This window comes from Vulcanisaeta sp. JCM 16161 (assembly GCF_001316285.1).
Genome location: NZ_BBDO01000006.1, coordinates 205,083 through 228,085 on the forward strand (window position 1 = coordinate 205,083; position 23,003 = coordinate 228,085).

Sequence of the window (23,003 nt, forward strand, 5' to 3'; positions counted from 1 at the left end):
TAACGAAAATCACTCACCAGAGTAAACTAAGTACTTAATTCCATTAAAAGTAACCTCCTTCGTTAAGCTCCTTATCTTATCGAGAATATCCATATCTAGATTATTCCTCCTAATAACATCCATTACCTGCTCAACAGTCATTGGTTGTATTTTGAGTATACTTAACAGGCTATTCACTGGGTCATTCCTATCTATATGAAACTCCCCCCTCTCAATATAGTCTATTATGAAAATCCTATCACTATTCACATATCTCGAAAGTACCTTAGCAAGGTTCATTAGTACATCAGATGTTGGTGGCTTAACCCAGGGCTCGGCAGGTGGTCTTGTGGGCACCATCATGTAGACCCTATCCGGTCTATACCTACTTAGGGCATCGCCAATGCGTTTTATCTCATCCTCATTATCGTTTACTCCATGAACAAGCATTACCTCAGTCCATATCTGCCCGCTGAATACCTCACGGAATTTCTCAATACCCTCTATGAACTTATCAAAGGTTATTTCCCTATGAGGCCTATTAATGAGCCTAAACGTTCTCTCACTCCCTGCATCAGTACTTACCTTAACTACATCCAATTCACTTAACCACGCCCTAACGTTCTCGTCGATTAGCTTGGCTCCATTAGTCAGTATTGCCAGGGGTTTGTCCTGGTTATCCCTGGCCCATTGAATTAACTTACCCAGGCCTGCGTAAAGCGTTGGTTCTCCATCGCCAATAAATGTTAGGTAGTCATAATCCCTAGTCCTCACTGCAATCTCCAGTTCCCTGATAATATCCTCAGGTGGGTAGAACATCCTCAGGTCATTTATTACGTGCTTAGTCCTGCCTAGTTGGCAGTATATGCAATTGAAATTGCAGTACTTAAGTGGAACAACATTGACACCAAGTGACCTACCTAATCTACGTGAGGGCACAGGACCAAAGACATACTTAAACATCGGCATCTATTGAATTATTACTATGCCTATTAAAATGCCTTGTTGAACGTTTATATTTCTATTTCTAATTAATAGGTAATTGAAAGTAAAGATGAAATAACGCATTAAGTATCTCTTTCTACGCTTGTATATATAATAGAACATGGCATATTTGAGAAAACTAATATTACATGTATAATATCTAATTAATAGAAAGGGTGTCCACTAAATAATGATCATTACTTAAAGAGTTTTCGTAAATTTTTAGGACAGTTCTCTAATTAATGATCTCGTGCATAGTCAAAGAGTTGAGTACTCGAGGAAAATCTATCAGGAGGCCATGATGCAGTGCTTAAAGCCGTGGTATACCGATGACTGCCGTAGGTGTAGATCGGAATTTAGTAGGTGCCTAAGCAATTACCTATTGTTATTAAATTAGGGAATACTTAAAGAGCATTCGTTAAAAATCATTGCGTGACATACATCTTCCCAAGTAGGGAGTGGGTTGATGCCTTATGTTCGAGCCTTAATAACGATAAGGACTTCCTTAACGCGATCAATGGCTGGGAAATAAACGTACTACTGGTTGGCAGGAATCTAAGCTCAATGTAATTAATTACTTGCGGAGAAGCTACGGTGTTGATAAGGTCAATACGATAGGCATACTCCTTAAATTCAATAATTCGTGCAGTGAGGCATCTTTCATCATAAACCCGGACATTGATTCATACCAATACGTGGTTATTGCAGACTATGATGTATGGCTTAAGGTCCTAAGTGGGTTGAATGATCCAGTAACAACAATGCTCAGCGTGTTTAGGAGGTTGGAGGTTAGGGGTAGTATGGTTACGCTGGTGAGGTTAGCGGCAAACATTGTTTCGCCGATGGCTAGGGTCATTATGAGGATACCAACGGAGATAATAAAATAATTCTTTCTTATTATTTTTAATTTTTAATTAACTACGTTAATGAACTACGACGTTGTATTACCACCAATGCCACCAGTGCCTCCAACCACGCCATCCTCCGTATAGCCAACCCAGGCCTGGGCCCCACGGTACGGGTGGGTATGGGTAGCTTGCGTACCAGCTCTTAAAGCTCTTGCCCAGGTCTGTCAATTCCACGTACTCCTCACCACCTTCCTTAACAACCCTTATTAAACCAGCCATTTGCAGTGCACTTATTGCGTAATCAAAGGATGCGCCGTAGAGCGGTACTTTGCTTCTTAAATCGCTCATCTTTATCCTATCCGTTATTTGGTTTAGTATTATCCATGCACCCCATCTCGTAATGCCGAACATTCTTTTCACCAATATCGACTCTGATATCGGATTTAAAAACCTTTCTCACCATGTATTTATACGAATATTTAATAAAAATGAATACGTTTAATTAACCCTTTATACCACCAATATTGAACCCCTCAAGCAACCTACCCATTATTATATAGCTAAGCACCATGACGGGTAGTGCAACCACAAGTGCCGATGAAGCCAGTAATCCCCAATCAACCGCCTTACTCCTTATTGCCTCTATTGCAAATATTGTCACTGTTTGTGCACCCGTTGGTGGGAAGTTGAATTGCCATGGAGTCTCCGTAAGTATCAATGGATAGAATAATAATTGCCAGCTTATTATGAATGATAATATCATAACCATAAACCAACTACTCCTGGTTATAGGAGCTATGATCCTAAACAAGGTATATGTCGAGGAGGCCCCCTCAATCTCCGCCAACTCCTGATACTCATTTGGCAGGTCCCTATATATGTTGAATAAAAGCCAGGCGGATAGTGTCACAGTGAATATCGGCTCAGCAAGTATTAAGGCCCACCAGGTGTTTAGGAGTCCTGAATTCATGAATAGGATGTATACTGGGAATATGAAGCTCGTGGCCGGTAATGAGTATAGGTATATCGTGATCAGCAATAGCCAGTAAATATTTTGCTTAGACATTATGTATGAGGCGGTACCTGCAAGTATGGCTGATATTAATGCGACGAATATGCCAACAACGAGATTCGTGAATATGTAGGGCGTAGAACTCGTAATTGCACTTACAAAGTACTTAACCGTAAGCGCGACTGGGTATAGTATTGGCGGTGATATGAAGTCGTAAATATTAGGTCTAAAGGCTAGTATTACCATCCAATAGACGGGGAATAATAGGAACAACAATATTATTACCGTTAATAACCATAGCAGCGAGTCATAGACCTTATCCGGAACCTTAACCACAGGGAGCCTCACGTAGAGCCCTCCACTACGCATAATATAGAGCAGCGCCGCAGCTGGTAATGTGGCTAAGGCCGCGAGTAATGCCGCAGCAGCCTCACCACCTGAGAAGTTCCCAATGAAGTAAAGCATATCGAATATGAGTAGGGGCAGTGTTGTTGAGGAGTAGCCCGGCCCGCCCTCAGTTAGTACGTAGGGTATGTCGAAATTACCCAGCTGAAGCACGAATATCACTAAAAATGCCGTGAGTACTATCTTGAAAATATAGGGTAACGCAACACCGCTGTAGTATTGCGAGAGAGAAGCACCATCTACCTGGGAAACCTCCTTAAGCTCCTTACTAATTGACTTAAGTCCGCCAATGATCATTAGGTATGCGAAGGATGTACTACTCCATATCCCCACTATTATCACAGCCCATATTGATAGGCCGGGTATCGTGGTCATGTTCAGCATAGGTATGTGAAATAACTTGAATAGGTAATAGAGGGGCCCATACATTGGATCAAAGAGTGTGTACCAAATCATTGATGATGATATGAATGGTATCGTATATGGCACGAGTATTATTAATGACATCGGCACCTGCCACCTCATGGGTAGGCTATCAACCCTAATAGCCAGCACTAGCGCCAATAATGTAGATACTAAGGCGGTTATCGTTGCAAAGAGCAATGTGTTATAAAGCGCTAGGTTAAATGTGCCAGGTGGGAAATCCACTATTAGACCTTTTATTGATGATGGATTAAAACCAACGAAGTAGAAGGTCAGAATTAATGGAATTAGCCCAAAGGCCAATATATACGTTAAATATGGTATTAGCCAAAACCTCCTCATGCCAGCCCAATTATTTATCGTGAAAAGTTTAATTTTTAATTTTTAACATATACTACGCGGTATAGTTTGGCTTAGCCTGAACATGGACCATAAGTCTGAACAAGGGCATTTATCCAGGATGCTGCTGCCGTATTCATTGCCTGCTGCGCACTCACCTGCCCAAGTAAGTAGCTAAATACTTCCTGGTTAAAGCTTGGTATTAACTCCGTATATGTTGGTGGTATGTTCGGTGGGTTTGCCCAGGCATACTGAGCAGCGTTATAAACAGCCTCGAGAAGCTCCTTATCATGCGGGCTAAGCGTACTATTACTCAACAGCATTTGGAATGCCTCCTTTGATATTGGGAACTTATGGAAGTATAGGTACTCATACACCTGAACCTTAGGCGATACTAGGAATGCCAGGAACTCAAGGGCCAACTGCTTGTGCGTTGAATACTTACTAACGGCTAGGAAGTTGGTACCGGTTTCTGCATAACCACCTGGTAATGGCGCTAGGCACGTGTCGTTATAAACATTTGATGGTAGATATGACAATTGACTAACGAACATTAACGCAGCAGGTGCGTACTCGGCATATAGCTCTGGTAGGTTATCATAGGTTATAGGCGTAACATTAGGCGGTGGTTCATATGAAACAAGCTCCTTATAAACCTCGAGCGCCTCAATACCATCCGTTGTGTTGAAGTCGGGCAGTGGGTATGGGCAACCTGGCGCTGGTGCTCCGTAGAACATTATGTTGAAGTTGGGTAGACCGCCAATCCTGCCCTTGTTGAGGTTTGGATCCCTCATGTACCACCAACCAAATATTGCTGGGTAGGCATCTATTATACCGTGCGATACGTGGTCATCGACTAGGACCCCATACTTAGTGATTCCATGGCTCACGAGGAATTGATCAATCTCAAGTACCGTAGTCCAGTTCTGCCATGTCAATGGGTTAAACTCAACGCCGTACTCACTATAGAACTCATGGGCCAAAGTTTGGTTATTGAAGATTGAGCACTTATAGGCTAGCATGTAGGTTACGGTCTCATATGCTATACCAATATACTCAATCTGCCCAGTTGTAGTATTATAGAACTCACCGCCAAAGGCTCCTGAGGAGTCATTAAGTCACTCATGTTAAATAGGGTCCCTACGTATGGATTAAGTGGTAGTACATAGGGCACAAACCTTAGCGCTGATGTTGACGTAAACTCTATAATGTCATACTCAGTTGAGTGCGCCTCAAGTGCCGTTAATTCATTTGTAACGTACTGACTAAATGGGTATGTAATAACCTTAACATAAACATTTGGATGCTCTTCATGGAATAATTGACCAGCAAATTGAATAAATTGAGCCGTAGTTCCGGAGTATGCCACAACCACTAGCGTTACGGTTTTAGGGGTGGTTACAGCCTTGATATAGTAATAGGCGCCAATGGCTATTATCACCACGATTATAACACCGATTATAACCCAGGTAGTACGTGAAATACCCCTCATCACATGATGAGTATCTATGCACTAATTATAAGTATTTCCTAGGATTAATCCTTTGATATTATTAAATTATTACTATTACAATATTATCAGATAAATAATTTATAAATTCATGATTAATTATTTCAATTTTTGCATATCAAGTGGTGTGCATGGTAATGGTATAATAATATTAACATCGCTGCCAACGTTACTTAGTATTGGTGGTTCCACGTAGTAATGAATGGGCATTAAGTACTTAACACCAGCCTCTCTGGCTATTTGAATCGCCTCGGTCGTCGTTGAGTGACCATGTAAATGAGACACCTCCTCAGTACCCGGATTTCCTGACGCCTCATGCACCAGTAATGTACAGCCCCTGGCGAGGTTAACTATGTTCTTGGTCGGCCTTGTATCACTACTATACGTTATGCACGTTCCATCTAACCCATCAATCCTATAAGCTAGGGTTTGTACTGTGTGGTCCGCCAATATTGCGGTAATTTTGTAATCATGGCCTATCGCAACGGTTAACGGCTCAGGGCTTGGGTCTATTGGGTGAAAGTCTATGGTTGGTAGGTACTGCGGTATACCCAATGCGTCAAAGAGCTTCTCTAGATCCACGTCCCTAGGGCCATAAACCTTGAGCGCAATTCCCTTGGACCTTGCAAAGAGCGCCAGTGTTGATAGACCCATTATGTGATCCCCATGCCTATGTGTTATGAGTATGAGGTCCAGGTTATCCACATCAAAACCGCAGGCTCTTAAAGCTCTGTAGGTGCCCTCGCCGGCGTCGATTAAAATCCTCGAATTACCAACCTCAACGATGAGCGCAACATTGCCGAGTAATGGATTTGAAACCCAGCCACCAATCCCTAGAGGGATTACCCTCACAACCTAGTAAGGACTTTGAAGTAATTATAAGGAGTACTTTTGGAGGGGAGATCATATTAAGAATACTAGCTCAAGTATGGCGAGTAGGGCGCCTATTATGGTCCACCAGGTAAAGACTAGGTTTAAGGCAGCAACAACGATGCCAGTGTCCGAACCTCAGGATCACCCTGCCTAGATATTAGTAATGCGCCAGTGCCTATGTTCATTATGGCAAGGGCAATGACTATCAATGTTAATGCCCAAAGGATGGTTGTGCCTATGTTGGGTATTGGCACGAGAATTAACGATGCAGCACCAAGAAGGAGGGCTGGGATAAGGAGGAGTGCTCCACTAATGAGCATCAGTATACCCGCAACCCTGGGCTCGCTCATCAAGCAATGCGTTACTAAGCCATTAAATACTTACTATCCATAGACCCTCCTAAGCCAATTAACCATCTCCTTAACACCGATGTCAATGGCAGGCTCAACATTGCCCAATACTCTCCTCGTACTTTCACAGTCATACTGCACATTAACGTACTTAAGTAATGAACGGGCACCACCAGGTAGGAATAATCCAACAAGACCTGGCGGTAATGGTATCCTAACACCACCAACGCCTAAATGCTCAGCCATTAATTCGGCAAAGTCGCCTAGGCTATACATCGTACACTCTGTCGCGTATAGGAACGTATTCCTATACTCCTCATTAACCGCCAACCTCTCGAGCATCTCCACTAGGTAACCCACGTAAATGGCATTAATAAGGCCCCTGACCTGGGGCACTAAGCCCATCCTCACAAACCTATATAGGCTAAGGAACTCGTTATGGTCATTGTAATAACCATAAACAAGTGTTGGCCTAACAATCACGTAATTAAGCCCGTCAACGCCCAACTCCTTAATCGTCCTCTCACCATCGCACTTAGACCTCTCATAATCGCTTCTCGGTCTCACATACGAGTAATCACAATGTACAGGCTCCTCCTTTATATAATTGCCTATCTTACCCGAAGCCGCCGATGCGCTTATGTGTATGAACTTTATCGACTTATCAACACTGAGTATTGCCCTTGCTATATTACGGGGAACCTCAACATGCGCACTCCATAATTCATTCCATGAACCATTCAATAAACCAACGGTGTTAAATACGTAATTCGGCTTAAGACCACTAATTAATTTAACTAGGTCGTCATAGTTGCCCGGATCCAGCTTATGAGGTTTAATGTTTAATTCGAGTAAATCCTTCATCATAAGCGCCTTACTACCGTGAATAGATCTATAGGTTATATGCACATCAAAACCCCTGTTAATTAGGTGCTTAGCTAGGTTGGCTGCAATGAATCCAAGGCCAATGATTAATGCTTTCTCCACAATGTCCTATTTATGACAATTGGTAATTAAGTCTTTCCCTAAATAGAGAAAATAGCCGATATCACTAACAAAGAAGGTTTTATAAATGCTAGGTATCCGAATGCCATAATCGTATGCAGAGGGAATTATGGGTTTCGATAAGTGAGGGTCAGAGAAGGGCTGTATTGATAAATGCGTTTCTTGGAGCATTGCTTGGATCAATAAATATCTCATCAGTTGTAATTGCGCTACCCGCGATACTCAGGGGTATTGGGCTTAGTATAAATACAGCAATTGGCTTCATGATAATGGCATGGATAATGTTTGCATACCCACTGATCATGGCAATAACCGTAGCCTAATTGGCAGGTTATCGGATATGTATGGTAGAGGTAGGGTATTCACAATAGGCGATATTGTATTTACAACGGCATCACTATTGCTAGGGTTAACGCCAGGTTATGGAGCCATTGCTGGAATTCAAATGGTCACTTATAGATTTGTCCAGGGCCTAGGCGGATCCATGATGTTTGGCAATAGCGCCGCATTAATAACTGATGTCTTCCCACCGGAGCGTAGGGGTGTGGCGCAGGGAATTGTCGGTATATCATTCAGTGCCGGTAGTATATTGGGGCTGGTGGTTGGCGGTTTATTAGCAACAATAAATTGGAGGTGGGTTTTCCTATTTAATGTACCAATAGGCATTATTAGCATTATATGGGCGTACAGGAGCGTTTATAGGCTACCTGCGGGCTTTACTAAGGCTAGGATCGACTGGGTCGGTGCATCGTTACTGACCATATCATTGGTGCTACTGCTCATGGGTTTAATGCTTTCAATGATGCCGTATGGAGGGTCATCACTTGGTTGGGGTAATCCAATGGTTTGGATGCTATTGGGCATTGGCGGCGCCTCTTTGCCCTATTATTCTTCATTGAGTCCAGGATAACCGAGCCAATGCTTAGGGTTAGGCTGTTTAAGATTAGGCAGTTCACCTACGGCGTAGTAAGTAGCCTCTTCCTATTCCTCGCCCAGGGAGCCAATGTATTCGTCCTATCACTTCTTCTCCAGGCAATTTACCTACCGCTTCATGGCGTGCCCTATGTAGACACGCCGCTTTGGGCCGGTATATACCTAATACCTAGTAGTATAACTAATGCAATATTCGCACCAATAGGTGGTAAGTTACTAAATAGGTTTGGTGCTAGGGTAGTATCCACATTAGGCGCGGTGTTGCTTGCGGTGAGCTTTGAGCTATTAACGTTACTACCAATAACCAACTTCAACTACATGTGGTTTGCGGCAATATTGTTACTAATGGGCGCTGGTTCAGGCCTATTCCAATCACCAAACCTAGTATCAATACTAAGCGCTGTACCACCGACGGAGAGATCCGCAGCATCTGGACTGAGATCAGCCATGCAAAACATAGGCCTACTAATGAGCTTCGCGATATTCCTAACGTTAATTCTCGCGGGGGCATCCACAGTGCTAACACAATCAATATACAGGGCATTGCTAAGTGCCGGGGTTCCCATAGCCGATGCTGAAAGGTTGGTATCAATACCGCCCGTCTATGCCCTATTTGCTGCGTTCCTAGGTTACGACCCAATAAAGACCCTGATCCAGCAGGCCGGTATATCACTGCCAAGTAATGTATTCTACAACATTGATAAGTTAACCTTCTTCCCAAGCGCAATAGCGCCCGCAATGTCTGCAGGCTTTTACTACGCATACCACACAGCCGCAATCCTAGCCCTATTGGCTGCCGTGTTTTCATACCTAAGGGGCAGGGAGACTTTTCACCAGCACCAATCCCCTGAAACAGTGCAGGTAAGTGCGAGAAGTCCCGTGAAGGCTGTGGAACAGGTAAACATTCCCGACCCAGTAGATAATAAGCCCATTAACAATCCTGGCAACACAAACATCGACATTAAGTCGGACCCAATACTAAGAAAGACCTATGCCGCTTACCTGCTAATGAACACTGACCTCGGTGAAACAGTGTTAAATAATATAACGGGTAAGGAACTCATATATGCAATAGCCGTAACCTCAGGGCTACCTGAGTGGTTCGTAAACTTCGTGAACAATATCAACGATTGCCAAATAAATGATTCAACAATAGAATCGCTGATTAAGTATGTAAGCATACCAGATTGGCTAAATGAGGTCATTAATGGCTGGTTTAAAATAAAGGGTCTTGGTAAAACGTAAAACATTTTTAGGCAAATCAATCATTTTAATAAGATATATTTTTCAATTTTTAAATAACACCTCATAGATATAACGTATATGACCTATCACCGCTCCATAAAACAGCCCTACCATCCTCAGATACTCAACAACCGTGTAACCCCTGTATATCCTCCTTTCGGTATTTACTTGGTTATTCTGCGATCTTCCTTTAGGCATGAACATTTTCTTATCACCGAATCAAGGATAGGGCTTTTCTGTTAATAAATTTATATTGTGAAATGGGTTTAATCAATATATTAACTCTTGATAATTATATAAATTATATATCATATGTAACCTAGGATAAGTTTTTATTTCGTTGGTTAATCCATGTTTGAATGATTGAGAGTAGGAAGAATGACCATATTAGGATTGCATCGGAGTATAATGTAGAGGAGGGCAATAACCTATTTAATGAGGTGCATTTAATACACATCGCATTACCCGAGATGGACTTTGACGATGTTAATACGGCAACTACCATATTTAACAAGAGATTATCATTCCCATTCATCATTGGCGCAATGACGGGGGGCACGGAAACCGCGGAGAAGATAAACGCCACACTTGCCAGGTGCGCCGAGGAATTTGGTATTGGCATGTATGTTGGTTCCCAGAGGGTCGCCATTGTTAAGCCCGAGACTGCCAGGAGCTTTAGGGTTGTTGCCGAGAATGCACCAACAGCCCTCAAGATAGCCAATCTAGGGGCTCCGCAGGTCTCCAGGCTTGATGAGAAGGTGCTTAGTGACTGGGTTTTGCAGGCAATAGATATGATTAATGCAGATGCAATAGCCATACACCTAAACCCTGCCCAGGAGGTTTTCCAACCAGAGGGTGAGCCCTGGTTTAAGGGCGTCATTGATAAGCTTAGGTTCATAAGGAAGGTGGCCAATAGGCCATTAATTGTTAAGGAGGTTGGTAATGGAATATCCATGGAGGTTGCAAGGGCGCTCGTTTCTAGGGTGGGCCCTGACGCAATCGATGTCGCTGGTACTGGCGGAACGTCATTCATAAGGATTGAGAGCATAAGGCTGGGACAACTAACGAGGCTGACGTATTCAGTGGCTGGGGGATACCAACGGCGATATCCATATGCGAGGTAAGGAGCGTCTATGATGGCGTAATAATTGCATCAGGTGGTATTAGGAGCGGCTTGATGGGGCTAAGGCAATAGCCATTGGCGCGAATGCCTTCTCGATGTCAAGGCCACTCCTGCTGGCCGCGCTTAAGGGGTATGATGAAACCAAGAAGTTCATTGGTAAGCTACTTAGGGAGTTTAGGATTGCGATGTTCCTTACGGGCTCTAGGAGTATTGATGACCTCGGTAAGGTGCCGATTGTCTTTGGACCAACGATAATCTCCTGGCTCAACCAAAGGGGTGTACAATGTAGGCGGATTAGGCGTGGTGAGTAATATAATCGTCGTAATTCCTGATAGTTAGCATAAGCATTTTATAGAATTGTACTGACTCATGGATGTGTCTATTCAGGCATTTCATGCCCAAGGTGTGGTTCGAGGAGGATAGCCATTGTTGTTTCGGAGACATTAACATTTAAGTGCCTGGACTGCGGTTATACCTGGTCACCGAACCTACCTGCCCAGGGAATGGTACATACTAAGGCTGGCGATATTCACTGGACCGAGGTTAAGAAGATAATGGAGGATGCCGTAAATTACGTCATAAGCCTGTTGAATGAGGGATTGATAAATTGCAATGACGTTATTAATAAGGTTCAGGAGAGGTATGGGAATTACCTATCATCACGTGAGATCCTTAGAACAATAATAAATGGAGCCAAGAGGTATCTTGAGGAAATCAGGTACAAGGACGCCAGCAAGTACTCGGCATTAAGCACGGAGTTAAATAAGTGCAGGGAATTAATGAGTAAGGGTTAGGGCCTTACTCTGACGGCATTGCGCTTGTCCTCTTATTCTTAAGCCTCGTCTTCTTTGGATAACCAGATGCCCAAACCCTCTTACTCCTTGGTACGATCTGCGGACACCTCCTGCCGGTACACCTGGGCGCTATTATACCAACCTTCTGACCAGGTGGTGCAGTCCTCGGCACTGGCGTCTCACCCTTCTGGTGACTGCCACCACCATGTGGATGGGCATACGCATTCATTGCCTTACCCCTAACCGTTGGGTACTTCCAGGACTTAGCCAGTGACCTGTAGTACTTAGCCCCCGCCTTGAGCATGGGCTTCTCAATCCTACCACCACCGGCTACTATGCCGATGGTTGCCCTGGCCCTTGAATCGATCTCCATAACCTTACCGCTGGGTAGCTGAACAACCGTGGTGCTGTCCTTGTGTATTAGGACGACTGCGTAGGTCCCGCCTGACCTAACGAACTTACCACCATCATTAATCCTCTTCTCAATGTTGTAGATCATCGAGCCCTCAGGGATCTTACCGAGCGGTAATATGTTACCTGGCATTGGCTTGGCCATAGCACCAATCTCTATTATTTGACCTACGTACATGCCCTCAGCCGCGTAATTAAGGAATTCCCTACCATCCTCAAGGGCTATCCTAGCCACAGGGGCGTTGAGACCGGGCACGTGCATCAACTCCTTAACAACACCCCTAACAACGCCATTAAGCTCAGCCTCACTCATTGGTAAATACCTAACTGGGCCCTCTCTAATCCAACTTGGGCTCCTAAACTGCGAACCACCTCTTCCTCGTCTCTGCACTAGTATTCTCTTGCCCACGATTAATCCCGTTAATGGTGATGGGTAGTGGGTTTTTAAAGATTTACATTAACGGATAGTGCGGGATGAGGATTTGAAGAACCAGGAAAAGATGATAGTCGTTAGGAAGGTGGGGGCTGATGAGTATAGCCTTATTGAAATTAGTAGTGGCGATATCCATGAATTTAGGGAGAAGGGTATTGGTGATGTGAGGAATGGAACCATAATATTAAGGCCAGTAGAGCTTGTGTACCTATCCATAACTGGGTATAGGGTAATAGTTGATGGCAATGAGATGAACGTGGATGAGCTAATAAAGGATGTGAAGAACCCACATGCATTAACGGTCTACCTTGACATGAGGAAGAGGGGTTACTTCATAAAACCCGTGACTAATGGACCAGTGGACTTCCTGGTTTGGGATAAGGGAAAGAGCCCGGTGAATTCGAGCCCTAGGTACATGATTAAGATAGTCACTGAGGGACTTGGGATACAGGTAATGGAGTTATTAAATGTGCTGAAGTATAGCGAGAGCATGGGCGCGCAGTTGGTCCTTGCTCTCGTTAGTTCTGAGGGGGTTATCACTTATTATAAGGCATTCACATTTAAGCCTGTTAAGGGTGGTTGATCCATGGTTACGATCAAGGACATAGAGCAGGTACTAGCTATGGTTAGGAATAAGGGGTTCAGAGTTATTATTAGGCTGAGGAAGTCAAGGAACATGATAGCCCTTGAGAAGGAAATTAGGCCTAAGCCCCGAGGGCAATTACGTGGCCTGGGCCTCGGCATTCCCAGCACCACCTCATCAAATAATTGATGCTTACGGGATAGCCTCAATAGAGATTTACTGCAGAAACGAACTGATTAAGCAGTTAAGTGATTGGAAGGAACTCGTCAAGGAACTTCAGACACTAAATGAGTGCCATTAACCACTCTCTACGGCGTACTCCCTATTACCTATTCTCAACTTAATGACAACTCCACTCTCGCTCCTGCTCTCCACTGTACCGTCATCAAGGACTACCTCATCTCCGCTGCTAATTCTCATGTTAATCCTGAATAGCCTAGCACCGATTTGTGCGAGGTCCTTGTAGCGGGATGTGCATACGTTGACGTTTATCCAAGGCCACCTCCTCCTAATCTCGCTGGCTATTTTAATGCCAGCATCAATACTGCCTATGACGCTACCGTCAGGCCCTGGCTTATAGCCCATGCTTATCAAATTATTTATGTTTGAGGGGCTTACGTCAAGTTCGTTCAGGTTCACAAAGCTTATTAGGCCATTATTAATGAGTAGTTCAGCAACACTAACGATATTATCCTCGAACCTAGGCAGGGCAGGCACCTCAAGACCAAGCTCAATACCCGCGTCCTTAAGTATCTTAAGTAAACCAAGCTTACCGCTTAACTGGGCTGGGTTTATCGCGTGTACCCTGACCTCATCAATACCACTGCCAGCCAACTTCCTAATGGCTTCCTCACTAATGTTCAGAGCATGAGTATACATGTGTATGTGAAAGCCCTGCCCATAAATGTCCTTTAGCAGTTTCACCAACGTAACTACCCTATCAACGACCATTATTGGATCGCCACCCGTGATTGCCAATCCATTCGACCCAGCCCTATCTAACTCATCAATTATATCATCTGGGAACTTATTGACCGGCCTATCGTTGATGAACATGACGTCCCTGCCAAATCTATCCCTACTAACTGGGCAGTAGAAGCAATTCAATGGGCATATCCCAGTTATGAAGAGTACGCTCTTAATGCCAAGTTGACACTGCCTACATCCCCTCGCAAACTCCCCAAACACTATGTTGAGTCGTCTCATTACTCGGGAGGCTGTAGCGTACCCCCTTATAAATGCATGTGCGTTAAGCATTTTAATGAATTAAAAGCGAGGCAGGCGATGTATAGGTTTAGAGGCACATTGATTGCCTTCATAATATCGACGGCATTTACAATACCCATATTCATAGCCATGAACACAAGCCAAACAGCCTATGAATCAATGGTCGCATTACTTGGCAGTACATGGCCTCCAATAACTCCATGGGCTTCATAACGGCCATATTCGCACACCCATCATATACCGACTACATATTTGACATGCTCACCCTATGGATGATTGGGCCATACTTCGAGACCATGTTTGGATCAAGAAACTTCTGGCTCACCTTCATGCTCAGCGGCATAGCTTCCACACTCTCGCCAATACTCTACTACGCAATGGGGACGCCGGTCCTCGTTGGCGGTTCCTCAGGCGCGTTGTTTGGGCTTATTGGCTTCATAATAGCCACACCGCACAGGGGCGTGATACTGGCGAATCCAATAAACATAATAGCAATAATATTCCTACTATCACCACTGCCTTCGCCTTCGGCATAGCCTACCTAGGCCACCTGCTCGGCTTTATCGTGGGAATTATAATTGGATATCTATATATAAAAAGACGAAGAACACAATACTTTCTTTCGATATCATAAGTACTTTATTAATTAGACAGCAGAGTTTACTTAGGGGATTATTATGGCACTTAAAGTTTCAGATACAATAATGATTTATTACGGCAAATGCAAATCGGGTAAGAAATGTATACCCATTAAGCCTGTTACTGATCTCGAGAAAAGACAGGAAGTTATCGAATTATTAAATGAAGCTATTAATCGAATCGAAGAGCGAAATATCTGGAGTACTCAATGGATAGATGAAATGTACGCAAAAATCACGGAAAGAGTGATGGAAATATTTAAACGGTTCAAGGATAATAATGAATATACTAAGGAAATTATTGATGTGACTAACGAGATATCTAGATTTTTGTTAAATCACTTAGGGGATAAATTTAAAGAGTATTGGCTTAATAACGTAAGTAATGAAATTAAGGAATTGATCGATAATTTAACGAATAATAAACTAAAGATATTAATAAACGAGACAGAGAAGTCCTTAATGGTACATGTGTATTGGGAGAGGATTGGGCTTAACGTTAATAAGATCTTTCCAAGTGGTAGTATAGTTGTTCAATTAATAATAAAGGGTTTAAGTGGCTTTTACATTGATGTTCCTGACGTATTCAGGAAATTAATGGGCAAGAAGGAGTATAGAAAATTCATAAAGAAAGTCATTATTTCGATGAGACTTGGTTGGGCAGCTACCGATGAAAGTAAACGTGAAAATAATAAACCAGCGATAGCTACAACACAGCTGTGGCAAGTATTACTATGGCTTTTGCTATATCCAGGTAGGGTTTATGTAATTACGCCTATCATTAATGTAAATAAAAGTAACATAACAATAGTATGGCAGTTAAGAGCTTATGATCATAAGTCGCTCAAACTTACCGCCTTAAATGACGCTATTAAGCTTGATAATGTAGCATTTTTAATTTTTATGCTAGCCGTAATTCTTGGCGATGGTGATGTTACCATCGAATCACTTAACAATAGTGTTAAACCAATGATAAGACTTACCATTGGTTCTATTAAGTTTGAAAATTGGAGATTAATTCTCAATAAACTTAAAACCATGGGTATTGAATGGAGTAAGATTGAGAGCGGTGGTAAGATTAATATCGTAATTAGTACTAATTATGCCATTGATTTAGCTAAGCTAATAATTAGTGCTTTACCGCCATTAATGAGCGCTCTTCTTAATATTTTAGAGAATTTGGGACTTGAGAAATGGAGCATCCTAAAGCTAATCGCTAATATGGAATTAAATCGCCGAAAAGGTAATGCGCAAATTGAGATTGCTGGTATAAAATTTACAGTACGTGTTACAAGATCTGCTGTTGAACTGCAAGTTTTAAGAAAGAACGAAACTGAAGCAGATGAAATTATTAAACAAGTAAAGAACGTGTATGGTAAGGATTTCGATATTAGAAAAAGAAAATACAATAACAAAATAAAAATTATAATTCCATGGGTTGAAATATTAAGACATAATGATATTAAGGCTAAGGTCGTGACTAAACTTTATGAAATGTTAAATCGAATTAAAGACGACAAAAGAAGAAAATGGGTAAATAAGAACATACGAAAACTCACTATGAATTAATTAGAACATAGCATATTCACTTAACGGAAAGTATTATGGCACTGTCTTACTCGTATCAAGTCTTACCTATAACTATCATCAATTGTATTTAATGTAACTGCGTATGTAGCATTACCAGGATCTACGACTGCATTCCCATACCTAGCCGCGTATATTCAATACGCCACGGTGAACCTAGGAATGAACGCGCATGAGCACTACTCATCACCTGGCATGGGCTATAAGACTGACGTGCTCGAGTCCCTCAATTCCTACGGCTTCATGAACCTAACACTAGAAATCATTAATCCATACGGTGGTGCGGTAGTCACTGGAATATCCGGTAACTACGCTAGGACAAGTAAGGACTTAACGGCAGTTCACACCTACTCATACCCAACCGGTATACCCGGCTATCTGGAGAAGTTCAGCGCATTGGCAATATCGCCGAACGCCATGGACTTAATCGGTTATTATCAATACGTAATACTAAGACTTATGAGAATAGGCAGTGGATAATTAGGTCAGGTAATTATACTTCAAAATTAAGATTCAAATTTAATATTTAAAAGGTACGGCTATACGCATTTAATGAGAATGAGTAAGGTATTAGCAATTATGATCATGTTAATTGCGATAGCTGCATTGGTATTAATAGCGCTTATGCTTGATTATGGTATATCCACCAAGACATTACGGCTACTCCTTATTGCCTTATTACCAAAAAAATAGAACGAATATACGCACCTCCCGCATGCCCCTATTATAATGGCTACTGGTTTATTAATAATTATGACATAGCATGATATTGAGGACTGGGAATAACTCAATAATCGTTGATAAGGAATCGATCATATACATAAGCATGGATTACTCCTCTAAATATGTATACACATTCATAGTAAATAAACCTAAGGGAGTACTCATATTCACGCTCTTCCCTGGGATACCCTCGCTAATCATAATGCCCAACGCCAGTGGTACAATAAAAATAGTAATCAGTAACTCGACCCTATACCTAACAATAAACTCAAGTAAGACGATAAAACTCGTCCCATATCCACCGTATAATTTGTCAAGTAATTACGTAAACATGCGCATTGACTCCTTAGCATGCGTAGCATCACGAAGTGTGTACGGCAATTATATTTACGTTTACGTAATCTTCATGATCCAACCGGCGGGTTGGAGACCAACCCTAAATATTTACCTAATGTCAAACTGTACGTTTTACGGGCTAAGTAATTGTAATTACCGTAGTGAGACCGTCTACATATACTTCAGGAAAAGCGATGGTTAGGATCATCACGCTGACCCCATCATCACCGGGTCAGTGGCGGCACAACCCAATCACTGAAGGAAAATCAACACAGTGGGTACTTAATCCTTAAGTCGTTACCCACTCATTAGTTCCCTGACTAGGTTCTCGATCTTATTAATGGCGTAATTAACCTCGTCCGGTTCATAAACGCCCTCGTAAAACGCCTCGTCATGAAGTGTCCTCATTAAATCACTGTATAGGGCCTCAAGTCCTCGCGACCAATCTCCCTGAGAATTCTCCTGCGCTCGCTATGGTTCTTGGGGATTATCCCGGTCTTCCCATATATGAATGCATTAATCGCTATGATTAATGCGAGGAATGCCTTATCCGCCGCATTCCTGTATAGAAGCATATCCTTTAACTTAAGGGCTTTGTCAAGCTCCTCCTTGGCGTAGTTAGAATCTCCAGGGCGCTCATGAACATGGCATTTAAGGCATTACTCGTCATCTCAAGGCAAATTACTCGTTGAGACTTAAATAATTATCAGCTCCAGGTGTTCATCACCGATCTGGTGTCCCGACAGCCATCATCACCCATTAATTCAGTGCGTGGTAGCTTTATAAGGCGTTAGTGATGATTACTCCGTGGTTAAGGTCTTTGTTGGTACGTCAGGGTGGCTTTATGATTGGAACCCAGACTCAACCTTCGATTGGTACGTGAGGAATTCCGGGCTTAATGCCGTTGAATTGAATGCATCCTTTTACAGGTTCCCGTTTAGGAACCAGGTGGCTTCCTGGGCTAGGAAGGGCTCTGGCCTCAGGTGGGCTGTTAAGGTTCATAGTACATAACCCATGTTAAGAGACTTAGGGAGGATGCATTAGATACCTGGCGTAGGTTTAGAGACCTATTCCAACCGCTTGACCCATACATCGACTTCTACCTCTTCCAAATGCCTCCATCCTTCACTTACAATGATGAGAATATGGAGAGAATAAGGACATTCACCAGGGAGACGGGACTTGGCCTAGGCTCGCCATTGAGTTTCGTCACGAGAGCTGGTTCAATAGTGAGGATGCCATTAATGAACTGAGGGGCTTGGGCATCACCGTGGTGTCCATTGACGAGCCCGGGATTACGTGGGTCAGGAGCACAAGCGGCATCATTTATTTGAGACTTCACGGTAGGACTGATTGGTATATGTATGACTATGGTGAGGATGAGCTTAGGGACCTGGCGATTAAGGCTGTTTCCCTTAATCCTGGTGCGATTTATGTATTCTTTAACAATGATCACTGGATGCTTGAAAATGCCAGGAAGATGCTGGAGATACTGAGGGAGTTAACGAAACGGTGAGGTTACTTCCTAGTTATTGTTAGCATTATTAAGCCCGTGACTGCTAACGCCACGCCGAATGCCATCACTATTACCATGCCGAGGCCCATGGGCTTATCATACCAACAATCATCGGCGCCCAACCACCAATCAGTAAGCCCAATTATAGGAAACGCCCAACCCACTCGCCCTGTACTGAACATCAAACTTATCAATTAATACGTATGGTACAAGCCCCATGGCAAAGTTCTCAATAAATGCTAGCATCACCAGGTTTGTGAAGCTTGGGTATAGTATTAAGGCGATTGGTGCATAAACCAGTGATGCAATTAATGTGCCTATTATGAACCACCTATAGTTAATCGCCAGGGCTAATGGACCAGCGAGGAGAACTGCTATAACAGCGGCTATCGTCGAGACAAGCATGACGTTGGGTATCATATTCGCCATACCAATGACCTTTAGGAAGTCTGAGTATATTAGGTATGTGGAGTAGTAAATTGTTAGTAATCCACCCGTGAATAATATGCCATACCCAAGCAGGGCACCTTTATACCTAAATAACAGTGTTAATGGGTTTGCCCTGGGTCTTGACCACAATGGCGATTCTACAAGCTACTCCTAACAATGAAGGCTAGTACTGCCACTATGGCTCCAGTGCCCATGTAAATCCTCCACCCATAGGCATTGAATGAGGTTGGACCCATGTATGTTAGGAATAATACGTTAACAATAGTGGCTATGACAACACCTATTGGGTAACCACTCTGCACAAATGCCGAGGTTACCTCTTTCCTCCACCTACTCCACTCCATAATCATTGCAGTTCCTGGACCCCACTCACCGCCCAGGAATATTCCCTGGAGAAACCTGAAAGTTAGTAGTGCTAATGGCGCTAATGCACCAATTGTGGCGTAGGTTGGCAGTAGGGCTATAATGAGAGCTGATAGGCTATAACCAAGCACTGTTGTTAGTAAACCAATCCTCCTACCAAACCTATCACCTACGTAACCCATCGCCACAGAACCCAGGGGCCTACCAACAAGTGTAGCCACAAGCGTTGATAAACCACCAAGTAATGAGAATGGACCTGGGAAGAATAACTTACCAAGTAATGGCATTATTGGCGTAACGAGAAGCGCATCATAACCATCCATTATCCAACCCAAGTATGCGCTAAACATTGCCCTAGTCCTCATTTTCTCTAGAATGTTTGTGGAATCCACGAAATACTCGTATTATTACCAACCCTATTAAGTTATACCCTGGATTAAATCGATAGTGGTGGGTATATTCGGGCAATTATCATTGAGGTGATGAAGATAATTAGGAGAATCAACCTGACACTGAAGGGGCCAGCCCATAAGTTCCTAAGCTCCCTCCACCTACTCCTGACTACACGCTCATCACCACTGAGCAGTGGGCCCGCCAGCTTCAGTGTGCGTGGAATAAGTAATAGCGATACTAATGAGGTGTATGGCAGGTAGTGCAGGAGGGTTGAGACTACTATTGCCAGGTACATGAGGCTATTGATGCGTAGACCACGTATCTCGTATTCCTAATGCCCACCAGTAATACCAGGGTTACCTTACCCACCGCCCTGCACGCATCGATCTCCAAGGCACCTGAACCAATGAGTATTAGTAGCGTGAATAATCCGTTTGGTATGCCGACGATCAATGGTGCTGGGTTTGTGTAAATGCCTGTTTGGACGATGTATGAACCCCAGGTAATGAGGGGCCCCATGGCGAGAGCCGCAAGTAACTCGCCGTAGCCCCTATAGTGGAATTTCAATGGTGGTATGCTGTAGCCAACGCCAATTATTAAGCCTGCCATGGCTAGTATTAGCACTGGCCAGCCCACCAGGGCGAATAGGTAAATCCCTGCCATGAAGGCTATTGCCAGGAATGCGTAACCCACGGTAATCACATCCCTAGGCTTAACTTAAGGTCTATTATTGGGTGCGGCCTATGGGAGAAGCCGCTGGCCCTATATAGTATGTCTACGCCGCTCAGGTAATCGTAGTAGTCATGCACTAGGTTAACCCCTGCCTGAGCCAGTAATAGGGCTGCCAGTGTTATTACGTAGGTTATTAGATTGAACTTATTATTTAAGTACCAGGCTAATGCAGTGCCTAGGGTCACGGATGAGAAGGCGCTCGTTAATGTTGTTGGACTGAATGAAATCAACCAGTTTTTAATGCTCATTATGTCATGATTACCACGAGTGCGTTTTAAGGATTTCCATGGAGGAAACCGTTATTTGCCTAATGCACATTGTTCTTTAGTGGCCATTAAGGATCTCAGAACCTTCATTAGGGCCTTGGAGGAGAGGAGGGACCTTATCAGGATAAGTGAACCACTTAGTGTTGATCTTGAGGTTGCCGCATTACTGAGGGAGTTAATGTATAGGGGTGGGCCTGCCGTAATAATTGAAAGAACCAGGGAAAACACACTGCCAATTGTCGGCAACCTCTTCGGTAAGTGGGATAGGGTTATGCTTGCCATGGAGGGTAGCGACCCGGAGACCATGGCTTCCAAATTAACGGACCTAGTAAATCTGAGGATTCCCCAGGGACTGTTCGACGCATTGAAATCCCTAAATGAGTTGAGGAGGTTTTCCCAGTACTTCCCAAGGAGTGTTGGTAATGGACCGGTTAGGGAATTGAGGTGGGACTCCATTGATTTGACGAGGATACCAGCCATTAGGCAGTGGGTTCACGAGCCTGGCAGATTCATAACCTTTGGGATAACGTTTGTTAAGTACGGTGATTACAGGAACTTCGGCTACTATAGGTTGCAGGTGATTGGTAGGGATAGGTTTGTGATGCATTGGCAGCCCTGGCGCAGGAGTGCCATGTATGGAGAACTCAGCGAGAGGGCTGAGGTGGCTGTCGTTTTTGGCACTGACCCAGTGACAATGCTTATGGCGGGCGTTTCAATACCACACCCACTGGATAAGCTCCTAATCACCGGGGTGCTTAGGGGTGAGGGTGTTGAGTTGGTGAGGGGCTCGACTGTGGATGTTGAGTATCCGGCGAATGCTGAGTTGGTCATTGAGGGTGAGTTGACCGGTGAATACGTTAGGGAGGGGCCGTTTGGTGATCACGTGGGTGTTTACTCAATAGCCAAGGAATACCCGGTGGTTAGGGTTAAGGCCATTTACTCAAGGAGGGACCCACTGATACCAGTGACTGTGACTGGGAAGCCCGTGCTCGAGGATGGGAACATAATTAGGTTTGGAACGAAGGTTGTGAAGCCCCTCCTAAAGCTAATACTTCCCGAGTTAGTGGATATTGAAATACCGCCTGAGGGCCTAGGCTACGTAATAATTGCATCAATTAGAAAGAGGTACCCTGGGCATGCCAGGAGAATCATGACAGCATTGTGGGGCTTAGTACCCGTCCTGGGTAAGGTGGTGATCGTGGTGGATCACGACGTGGACGTGAGGAATTGGGGCCAGGTAATGTATGCAATCGCTGCCCATGTTAATCCGTCGAGGGACATTCTCGTGATTGATAATTACCCAGTGGAGGAGCTTGATCCATCAACGCCAATCCCAAACCTGGGCAGTAAGGTCGGCATTGATGCGACCAGGAAGCTTCCTGAGGAGTACGGCGGTAGGGAGTACCCGATGGATGTTACGACATCCAACGACGTCATTGACAGGGTTAGGAGGATCGTGGATTCCATCATGGACAGGTCAAGGAATTGACGATATGCATATTAGGGCCTAAGCCACTAACTG

General features: G+C 43.7%; 31 protein-coding genes and 2 pseudogenes. 16 read left to right on the forward strand and 17 right to left on the reverse strand.

The annotated features are described in order from the left end of the window. Positions 1–9 precede the first annotated feature (9 nt). Positions 10–948, reverse strand: a complete 939-nt coding sequence (locus tag JCM16161_RS09460) for a radical SAM protein (protein WP_243671220.1) — start codon at positions 946–948, stop codon at positions 10–12. 447 nt (positions 949–1,395) lie between these two features. Between JCM16161_RS09460 and JCM16161_RS17670 the strand changes: the two genes are divergently transcribed. Both JCM16161_RS17670 and JCM16161_RS09465 read left to right on the forward strand, forming a co-directional pair. Further along, entirely contained in the window at positions 1,396–1,533 is a 138-nt protein-coding gene (locus tag JCM16161_RS17670; protein WP_243671222.1) for a hypothetical protein, read from the forward strand. Between the two features lie 8 nt (positions 1,534–1,541). After that, positions 1,542–1,850: a hypothetical protein gene (locus JCM16161_RS09465; RefSeq protein WP_243671224.1), complete on the forward strand. Its 309-nt coding sequence runs from the start codon at positions 1,542–1,544 to the stop codon at positions 1,848–1,850. 57 nt (positions 1,851–1,907) lie between these two features. On the opposite strand, the gene JCM16161_RS09470 is transcribed toward JCM16161_RS09465, so the two are convergent. The 7 genes from JCM16161_RS09470 to JCM16161_RS09495 form a co-directional block, all read right to left on the reverse strand. Continuing rightward, positions 1,908–2,222: a hypothetical protein gene (locus tag JCM16161_RS09470; protein ID WP_054855681.1), complete on the reverse strand. Its 315-nt coding sequence runs from the start codon at positions 2,220–2,222 to the stop codon at positions 1,908–1,910. 91 nt (positions 2,223–2,313) lie between these two features. Further along, positions 2,314–3,993 (reverse strand): ABC transporter permease subunit, encoded by a 1,680-nt coding sequence (locus JCM16161_RS09475; protein WP_054855682.1) that lies wholly within the window; start codon positions 3,991–3,993, stop codon positions 2,314–2,316. 71 nt (positions 3,994–4,064) lie between these two features. Then, positions 4,065–4,973, reverse strand: coding sequence for an extracellular solute-binding protein (locus JCM16161_RS17675; RefSeq protein ID WP_243671226.1), 909 nt, complete (start codon positions 4,971–4,973; stop codon positions 4,065–4,067). A 59-nt stretch (positions 4,974–5,032) separates the two neighbouring features. Then, complete coding sequence (locus JCM16161_RS17680; protein WP_243671280.1) at positions 5,033–5,482, reverse strand: extracellular solute-binding protein; 450 nt, start codon at positions 5,480–5,482, stop codon at positions 5,033–5,035. Positions 5,483–5,599: 117 nt separating this feature from the next. Beyond that, a complete protein-coding gene (locus JCM16161_RS09485) occupies positions 5,600–6,352 on the reverse strand; it encodes an MBL fold metallo-hydrolase (protein WP_054855683.1) in 753 nt (250 codons plus the stop codon). A 122-nt stretch (positions 6,353–6,474) separates the two neighbouring features. After that, complete coding sequence (locus JCM16161_RS09490; protein WP_243671228.1) at positions 6,475–6,723, reverse strand: hypothetical protein; 249 nt, start codon at positions 6,721–6,723, stop codon at positions 6,475–6,477. A gap of 33 nt (positions 6,724–6,756) precedes the next feature. Further along, positions 6,757–7,710, reverse strand: a complete 954-nt coding sequence (locus tag JCM16161_RS09495; protein WP_054855684.1) for an NAD-dependent epimerase/dehydratase family protein — start codon at positions 7,708–7,710, stop codon at positions 6,757–6,759. A gap of 113 nt (positions 7,711–7,823) precedes the next feature. Here JCM16161_RS09495 and JCM16161_RS17685 point away from each other — a divergent pair, with 113 nt between their 5' ends. The 5 genes and pseudogenes from JCM16161_RS17685 to JCM16161_RS09510 all read left to right on the forward strand — a co-directional run bounded on the left by JCM16161_RS17685 (position 7,824) and on the right by JCM16161_RS09510 (position 11,823). Beyond that, positions 7,824–8,051, forward strand: a complete 228-nt coding sequence (locus tag JCM16161_RS17685; protein ID WP_243671230.1) for a hypothetical protein — start codon at positions 7,824–7,826, stop codon at positions 8,049–8,051. Positions 8,052–8,068: 17 nt separating this feature from the next. Then, positions 8,069–8,638: an MFS transporter gene (locus tag JCM16161_RS17690; protein ID WP_243671232.1), complete on the forward strand. Its 570-nt coding sequence runs from the start codon at positions 8,069–8,071 to the stop codon at positions 8,636–8,638. Further along, the gene (locus tag JCM16161_RS17695) at positions 8,575–9,906 is read left to right on the forward strand and encodes an MFS transporter (protein WP_243671234.1); all 1,332 of its coding nucleotides are present in this window, start codon (positions 8,575–8,577) and stop codon (positions 9,904–9,906) included. The genes JCM16161_RS17690 and JCM16161_RS17695 overlap by 64 nt, the downstream gene beginning before the upstream one ends. Positions 9,907–10,265: 359 nt before the next feature. Further along, positions 10,266–11,340: pseudogene (gene fni / locus JCM16161_RS09505) on the forward strand (type 2 isopentenyl-diphosphate Delta-isomerase). Positions 11,341–11,532: 192 nt separating this feature from the next. Next, positions 11,533–11,823, forward strand: a complete 291-nt coding sequence (locus JCM16161_RS09510; protein ID WP_243671236.1) for a hypothetical protein — start codon at positions 11,533–11,535, stop codon at positions 11,821–11,823. 4 nt (positions 11,824–11,827) lie between these two features. On the opposite strand, the gene JCM16161_RS09515 is transcribed toward JCM16161_RS09510, so the two are convergent. Next, positions 11,828–12,643 carry a 50S ribosomal protein L2 gene (locus JCM16161_RS09515; RefSeq protein WP_054855686.1) on the reverse strand — a complete coding sequence of 272 codons (816 nt, stop codon included), beginning with the start codon at positions 12,641–12,643 and terminating at the stop codon, positions 11,828–11,830. A gap of 58 nt (positions 12,644–12,701) precedes the next feature. On the opposite strand from JCM16161_RS09515, the gene JCM16161_RS09520 reads away from it, so the two are divergent. Then, positions 12,702–13,250, forward strand: coding sequence for an endonuclease (locus JCM16161_RS09520; RefSeq protein ID WP_243671238.1), 549 nt, complete (start codon positions 12,702–12,704; stop codon positions 13,248–13,250). 103 nt (positions 13,251–13,353) lie between these two features. Then, positions 13,354–13,551, forward strand: coding sequence for a hypothetical protein (locus tag JCM16161_RS09525; protein WP_243671240.1), 198 nt, complete (start codon positions 13,354–13,356; stop codon positions 13,549–13,551). Here JCM16161_RS09525 and JCM16161_RS09530 read toward each other — a convergent pair. Further along, positions 13,548–14,456 (reverse strand): radical SAM protein, encoded by a 909-nt coding sequence (locus JCM16161_RS09530; protein ID WP_243671242.1) that lies wholly within the window; start codon positions 14,454–14,456, stop codon positions 13,548–13,550. The genes JCM16161_RS09525 and JCM16161_RS09530 overlap by 4 nt on opposite strands. 36 nt (positions 14,457–14,492) lie before the next feature. Here JCM16161_RS09530 and JCM16161_RS17700 point away from each other — a divergent pair, with 36 nt between their 5' ends. The 5 genes from JCM16161_RS17700 to JCM16161_RS09550 all read left to right on the forward strand — a co-directional run bounded on the left by JCM16161_RS17700 (position 14,493) and on the right by JCM16161_RS09550 (position 17,963). Continuing rightward, entirely contained in the window at positions 14,493–14,690 is a 198-nt protein-coding gene (locus JCM16161_RS17700) for a hypothetical protein (RefSeq protein ID WP_243671244.1), read from the forward strand. Next, positions 14,660–15,013 carry a rhomboid family intramembrane serine protease gene (locus JCM16161_RS17705; RefSeq protein ID WP_243671246.1) on the forward strand — a complete coding sequence of 118 codons (354 nt, stop codon included), beginning with the start codon at positions 14,660–14,662 and terminating at the stop codon, positions 15,011–15,013. Before JCM16161_RS17700 ends, JCM16161_RS17705 begins: the two co-directional genes overlap by 31 nt. A 141-nt stretch (positions 15,014–15,154) precedes the next feature. Further along, a complete protein-coding gene (locus tag JCM16161_RS09540; protein ID WP_054855687.1) occupies positions 15,155–16,684 on the forward strand; it encodes a hypothetical protein in 1,530 nt (509 codons plus the stop codon). A 180-nt stretch (positions 16,685–16,864) separates the two neighbouring features. Further along, a complete protein-coding gene (locus JCM16161_RS09545) occupies positions 16,865–17,182 on the forward strand; it encodes a hypothetical protein (protein ID WP_054855688.1) in 318 nt (105 codons plus the stop codon). 289 nt (positions 17,183–17,471) lie between these two features. Continuing rightward, positions 17,472–17,963 carry a hypothetical protein gene (locus tag JCM16161_RS09550; RefSeq protein ID WP_243671249.1) on the forward strand — a complete coding sequence of 164 codons (492 nt, stop codon included), beginning with the start codon at positions 17,472–17,474 and terminating at the stop codon, positions 17,961–17,963. Between the two features lie 205 nt (positions 17,964–18,168). Here JCM16161_RS09550 and JCM16161_RS17710 read toward each other — a convergent pair whose 3' ends face one another. Continuing rightward, positions 18,169–18,336 carry a hypothetical protein gene (locus JCM16161_RS17710; RefSeq protein ID WP_243671251.1) on the reverse strand — a complete coding sequence of 56 codons (168 nt, stop codon included), beginning with the start codon at positions 18,334–18,336 and terminating at the stop codon, positions 18,169–18,171. 232 nt (positions 18,337–18,568) lie between these two features. On the opposite strand from JCM16161_RS17710, the pseudogene JCM16161_RS09560 reads away from it, so the two are divergent. Next, a pseudogene (locus JCM16161_RS09560) lies at positions 18,569–19,277 on the forward strand (DUF72 domain-containing protein). A 2-nt stretch (positions 19,278–19,279) separates the two neighbouring features. Here JCM16161_RS09560 and JCM16161_RS17715 read toward each other — a convergent pair. The 6 genes from JCM16161_RS17715 to JCM16161_RS17740 are packed head-to-tail and all read right to left on the reverse strand — an operon-like array spanning position 19,280 to position 21,463. After that, positions 19,280–19,441 (reverse strand): hypothetical protein, encoded by a 162-nt coding sequence (locus tag JCM16161_RS17715; RefSeq protein ID WP_243671253.1) that lies wholly within the window; start codon positions 19,439–19,441, stop codon positions 19,280–19,282. Continuing rightward, positions 19,407–19,856, reverse strand: coding sequence for a hypothetical protein (locus JCM16161_RS17720; RefSeq protein WP_243665664.1), 450 nt, complete (start codon positions 19,854–19,856; stop codon positions 19,407–19,409). The genes JCM16161_RS17715 and JCM16161_RS17720 overlap by 35 nt, the downstream gene beginning before the upstream one ends. Positions 19,857–19,864: 8 nt before the next feature. Then, on the reverse strand, positions 19,865–20,482 hold the full coding sequence (locus tag JCM16161_RS17725; protein WP_243671256.1) for an MFS transporter: 618 nt from the start codon (positions 20,480–20,482) through the stop codon (positions 19,865–19,867). Between the two features lie 44 nt (positions 20,483–20,526). Continuing rightward, the gene (locus JCM16161_RS17730) at positions 20,527–20,778 is read right to left on the reverse strand and encodes a hypothetical protein (protein ID WP_243671259.1); all 252 of its coding nucleotides are present in this window, start codon (positions 20,776–20,778) and stop codon (positions 20,527–20,529) included. Next, positions 20,763–21,185: a prenyltransferase gene (locus JCM16161_RS17735; RefSeq protein ID WP_243671260.1), complete on the reverse strand. Its 423-nt coding sequence runs from the start codon at positions 21,183–21,185 to the stop codon at positions 20,763–20,765. The genes JCM16161_RS17730 and JCM16161_RS17735 overlap by 16 nt, the downstream gene beginning before the upstream one ends. After that, positions 21,182–21,463 (reverse strand): hypothetical protein, encoded by a 282-nt coding sequence (locus tag JCM16161_RS17740; protein ID WP_243671261.1) that lies wholly within the window; start codon positions 21,461–21,463, stop codon positions 21,182–21,184. Before JCM16161_RS17740 ends, JCM16161_RS17735 begins: the two co-directional genes overlap by 4 nt. Positions 21,464–21,542: 79 nt before the next feature. On the opposite strand from JCM16161_RS17740, the gene JCM16161_RS09575 reads away from it, so the two are divergent. Continuing rightward, the gene (locus JCM16161_RS09575) at positions 21,543–22,970 is read left to right on the forward strand and encodes a UbiD family decarboxylase (protein ID WP_054855690.1); all 1,428 of its coding nucleotides are present in this window, start codon (positions 21,543–21,545) and stop codon (positions 22,968–22,970) included. The last annotated feature ends 33 nt before the right edge of the window (positions 22,971–23,003 follow it).

What these genes read in the sequence shown, in the direction of transcription:
- JCM16161_RS09460 (WP_243671220.1), bottom strand. Translation starts at nt 948, where the DNA reads ATGCCGATGTTTAAGTATGTCTTTGGTCCTGTGCCCTCACGTAGATTA.
- JCM16161_RS09470 (WP_054855681.1), bottom strand. Translation starts at nt 2,222, where the DNA reads ATGTTCGGCATTACGAGATGGGGTGCATGGATAATACTAAACCAAATA.
- JCM16161_RS09475 (WP_054855682.1), bottom strand. Translation starts at nt 3,993, where the DNA reads ATGAGGAGGTTTTGGCTAATACCATATTTAACGTATATATTGGCCTTT.
- JCM16161_RS17680 (WP_243671280.1), bottom strand. Translation starts at nt 5,482, where the DNA reads ATGAGGGGTATTTCACGTACTACCTGGGTTATAATCGGTGTTATAATC.
- JCM16161_RS09490 (WP_243671228.1), bottom strand. Translation starts at nt 6,723, where the DNA reads ATGAGCGAGCCCAGGGTTGCGGGTATACTGATGCTCATTAGTGGAGCA.
- JCM16161_RS17685 (WP_243671230.1), top strand. Translation starts at nt 7,824, where the DNA reads ATGCAGAGGGAATTATGGGTTTCGATAAGTGAGGGTCAGAGAAGGGCT.
- JCM16161_RS17690 (WP_243671232.1), top strand. Translation starts at nt 8,069, where the DNA reads ATGTATGGTAGAGGTAGGGTATTCACAATAGGCGATATTGTATTTACA.
- JCM16161_RS09510 (WP_243671236.1), top strand. Translation starts at nt 11,533, where the DNA reads ATGGTACATACTAAGGCTGGCGATATTCACTGGACCGAGGTTAAGAAG.
- JCM16161_RS09530 (WP_243671242.1), bottom strand. Translation starts at nt 14,456, where the DNA reads ATGAGACGACTCAACATAGTGTTTGGGGAGTTTGCGAGGGGATGTAGG.
- JCM16161_RS17700 (WP_243671244.1), top strand. Translation starts at nt 14,493, where the DNA reads ATGTGCGTTAAGCATTTTAATGAATTAAAAGCGAGGCAGGCGATGTAT.
- JCM16161_RS17705 (WP_243671246.1), top strand. Translation starts at nt 14,660, where the DNA reads ATGGCCTCCAATAACTCCATGGGCTTCATAACGGCCATATTCGCACAC.
- JCM16161_RS09540 (WP_054855687.1), top strand. Translation starts at nt 15,155, where the DNA reads ATGGCACTTAAAGTTTCAGATACAATAATGATTTATTACGGCAAATGC.
- JCM16161_RS09545 (WP_054855688.1), top strand. Translation starts at nt 16,865, where the DNA reads ATGAACGCGCATGAGCACTACTCATCACCTGGCATGGGCTATAAGACT.
- JCM16161_RS17710 (WP_243671251.1), bottom strand. Translation starts at nt 18,336, where the DNA reads ATGCTTCTATACAGGAATGCGGCGGATAAGGCATTCCTCGCATTAATC.
- JCM16161_RS17730 (WP_243671259.1), bottom strand. Translation starts at nt 20,778, where the DNA reads ATGTACCTGGCAATAGTAGTCTCAACCCTCCTGCACTACCTGCCATAC.
- JCM16161_RS17740 (WP_243671261.1), bottom strand. Translation starts at nt 21,463, where the DNA reads ATGAGCATTAAAAACTGGTTGATTTCATTCAGTCCAACAACATTAACG.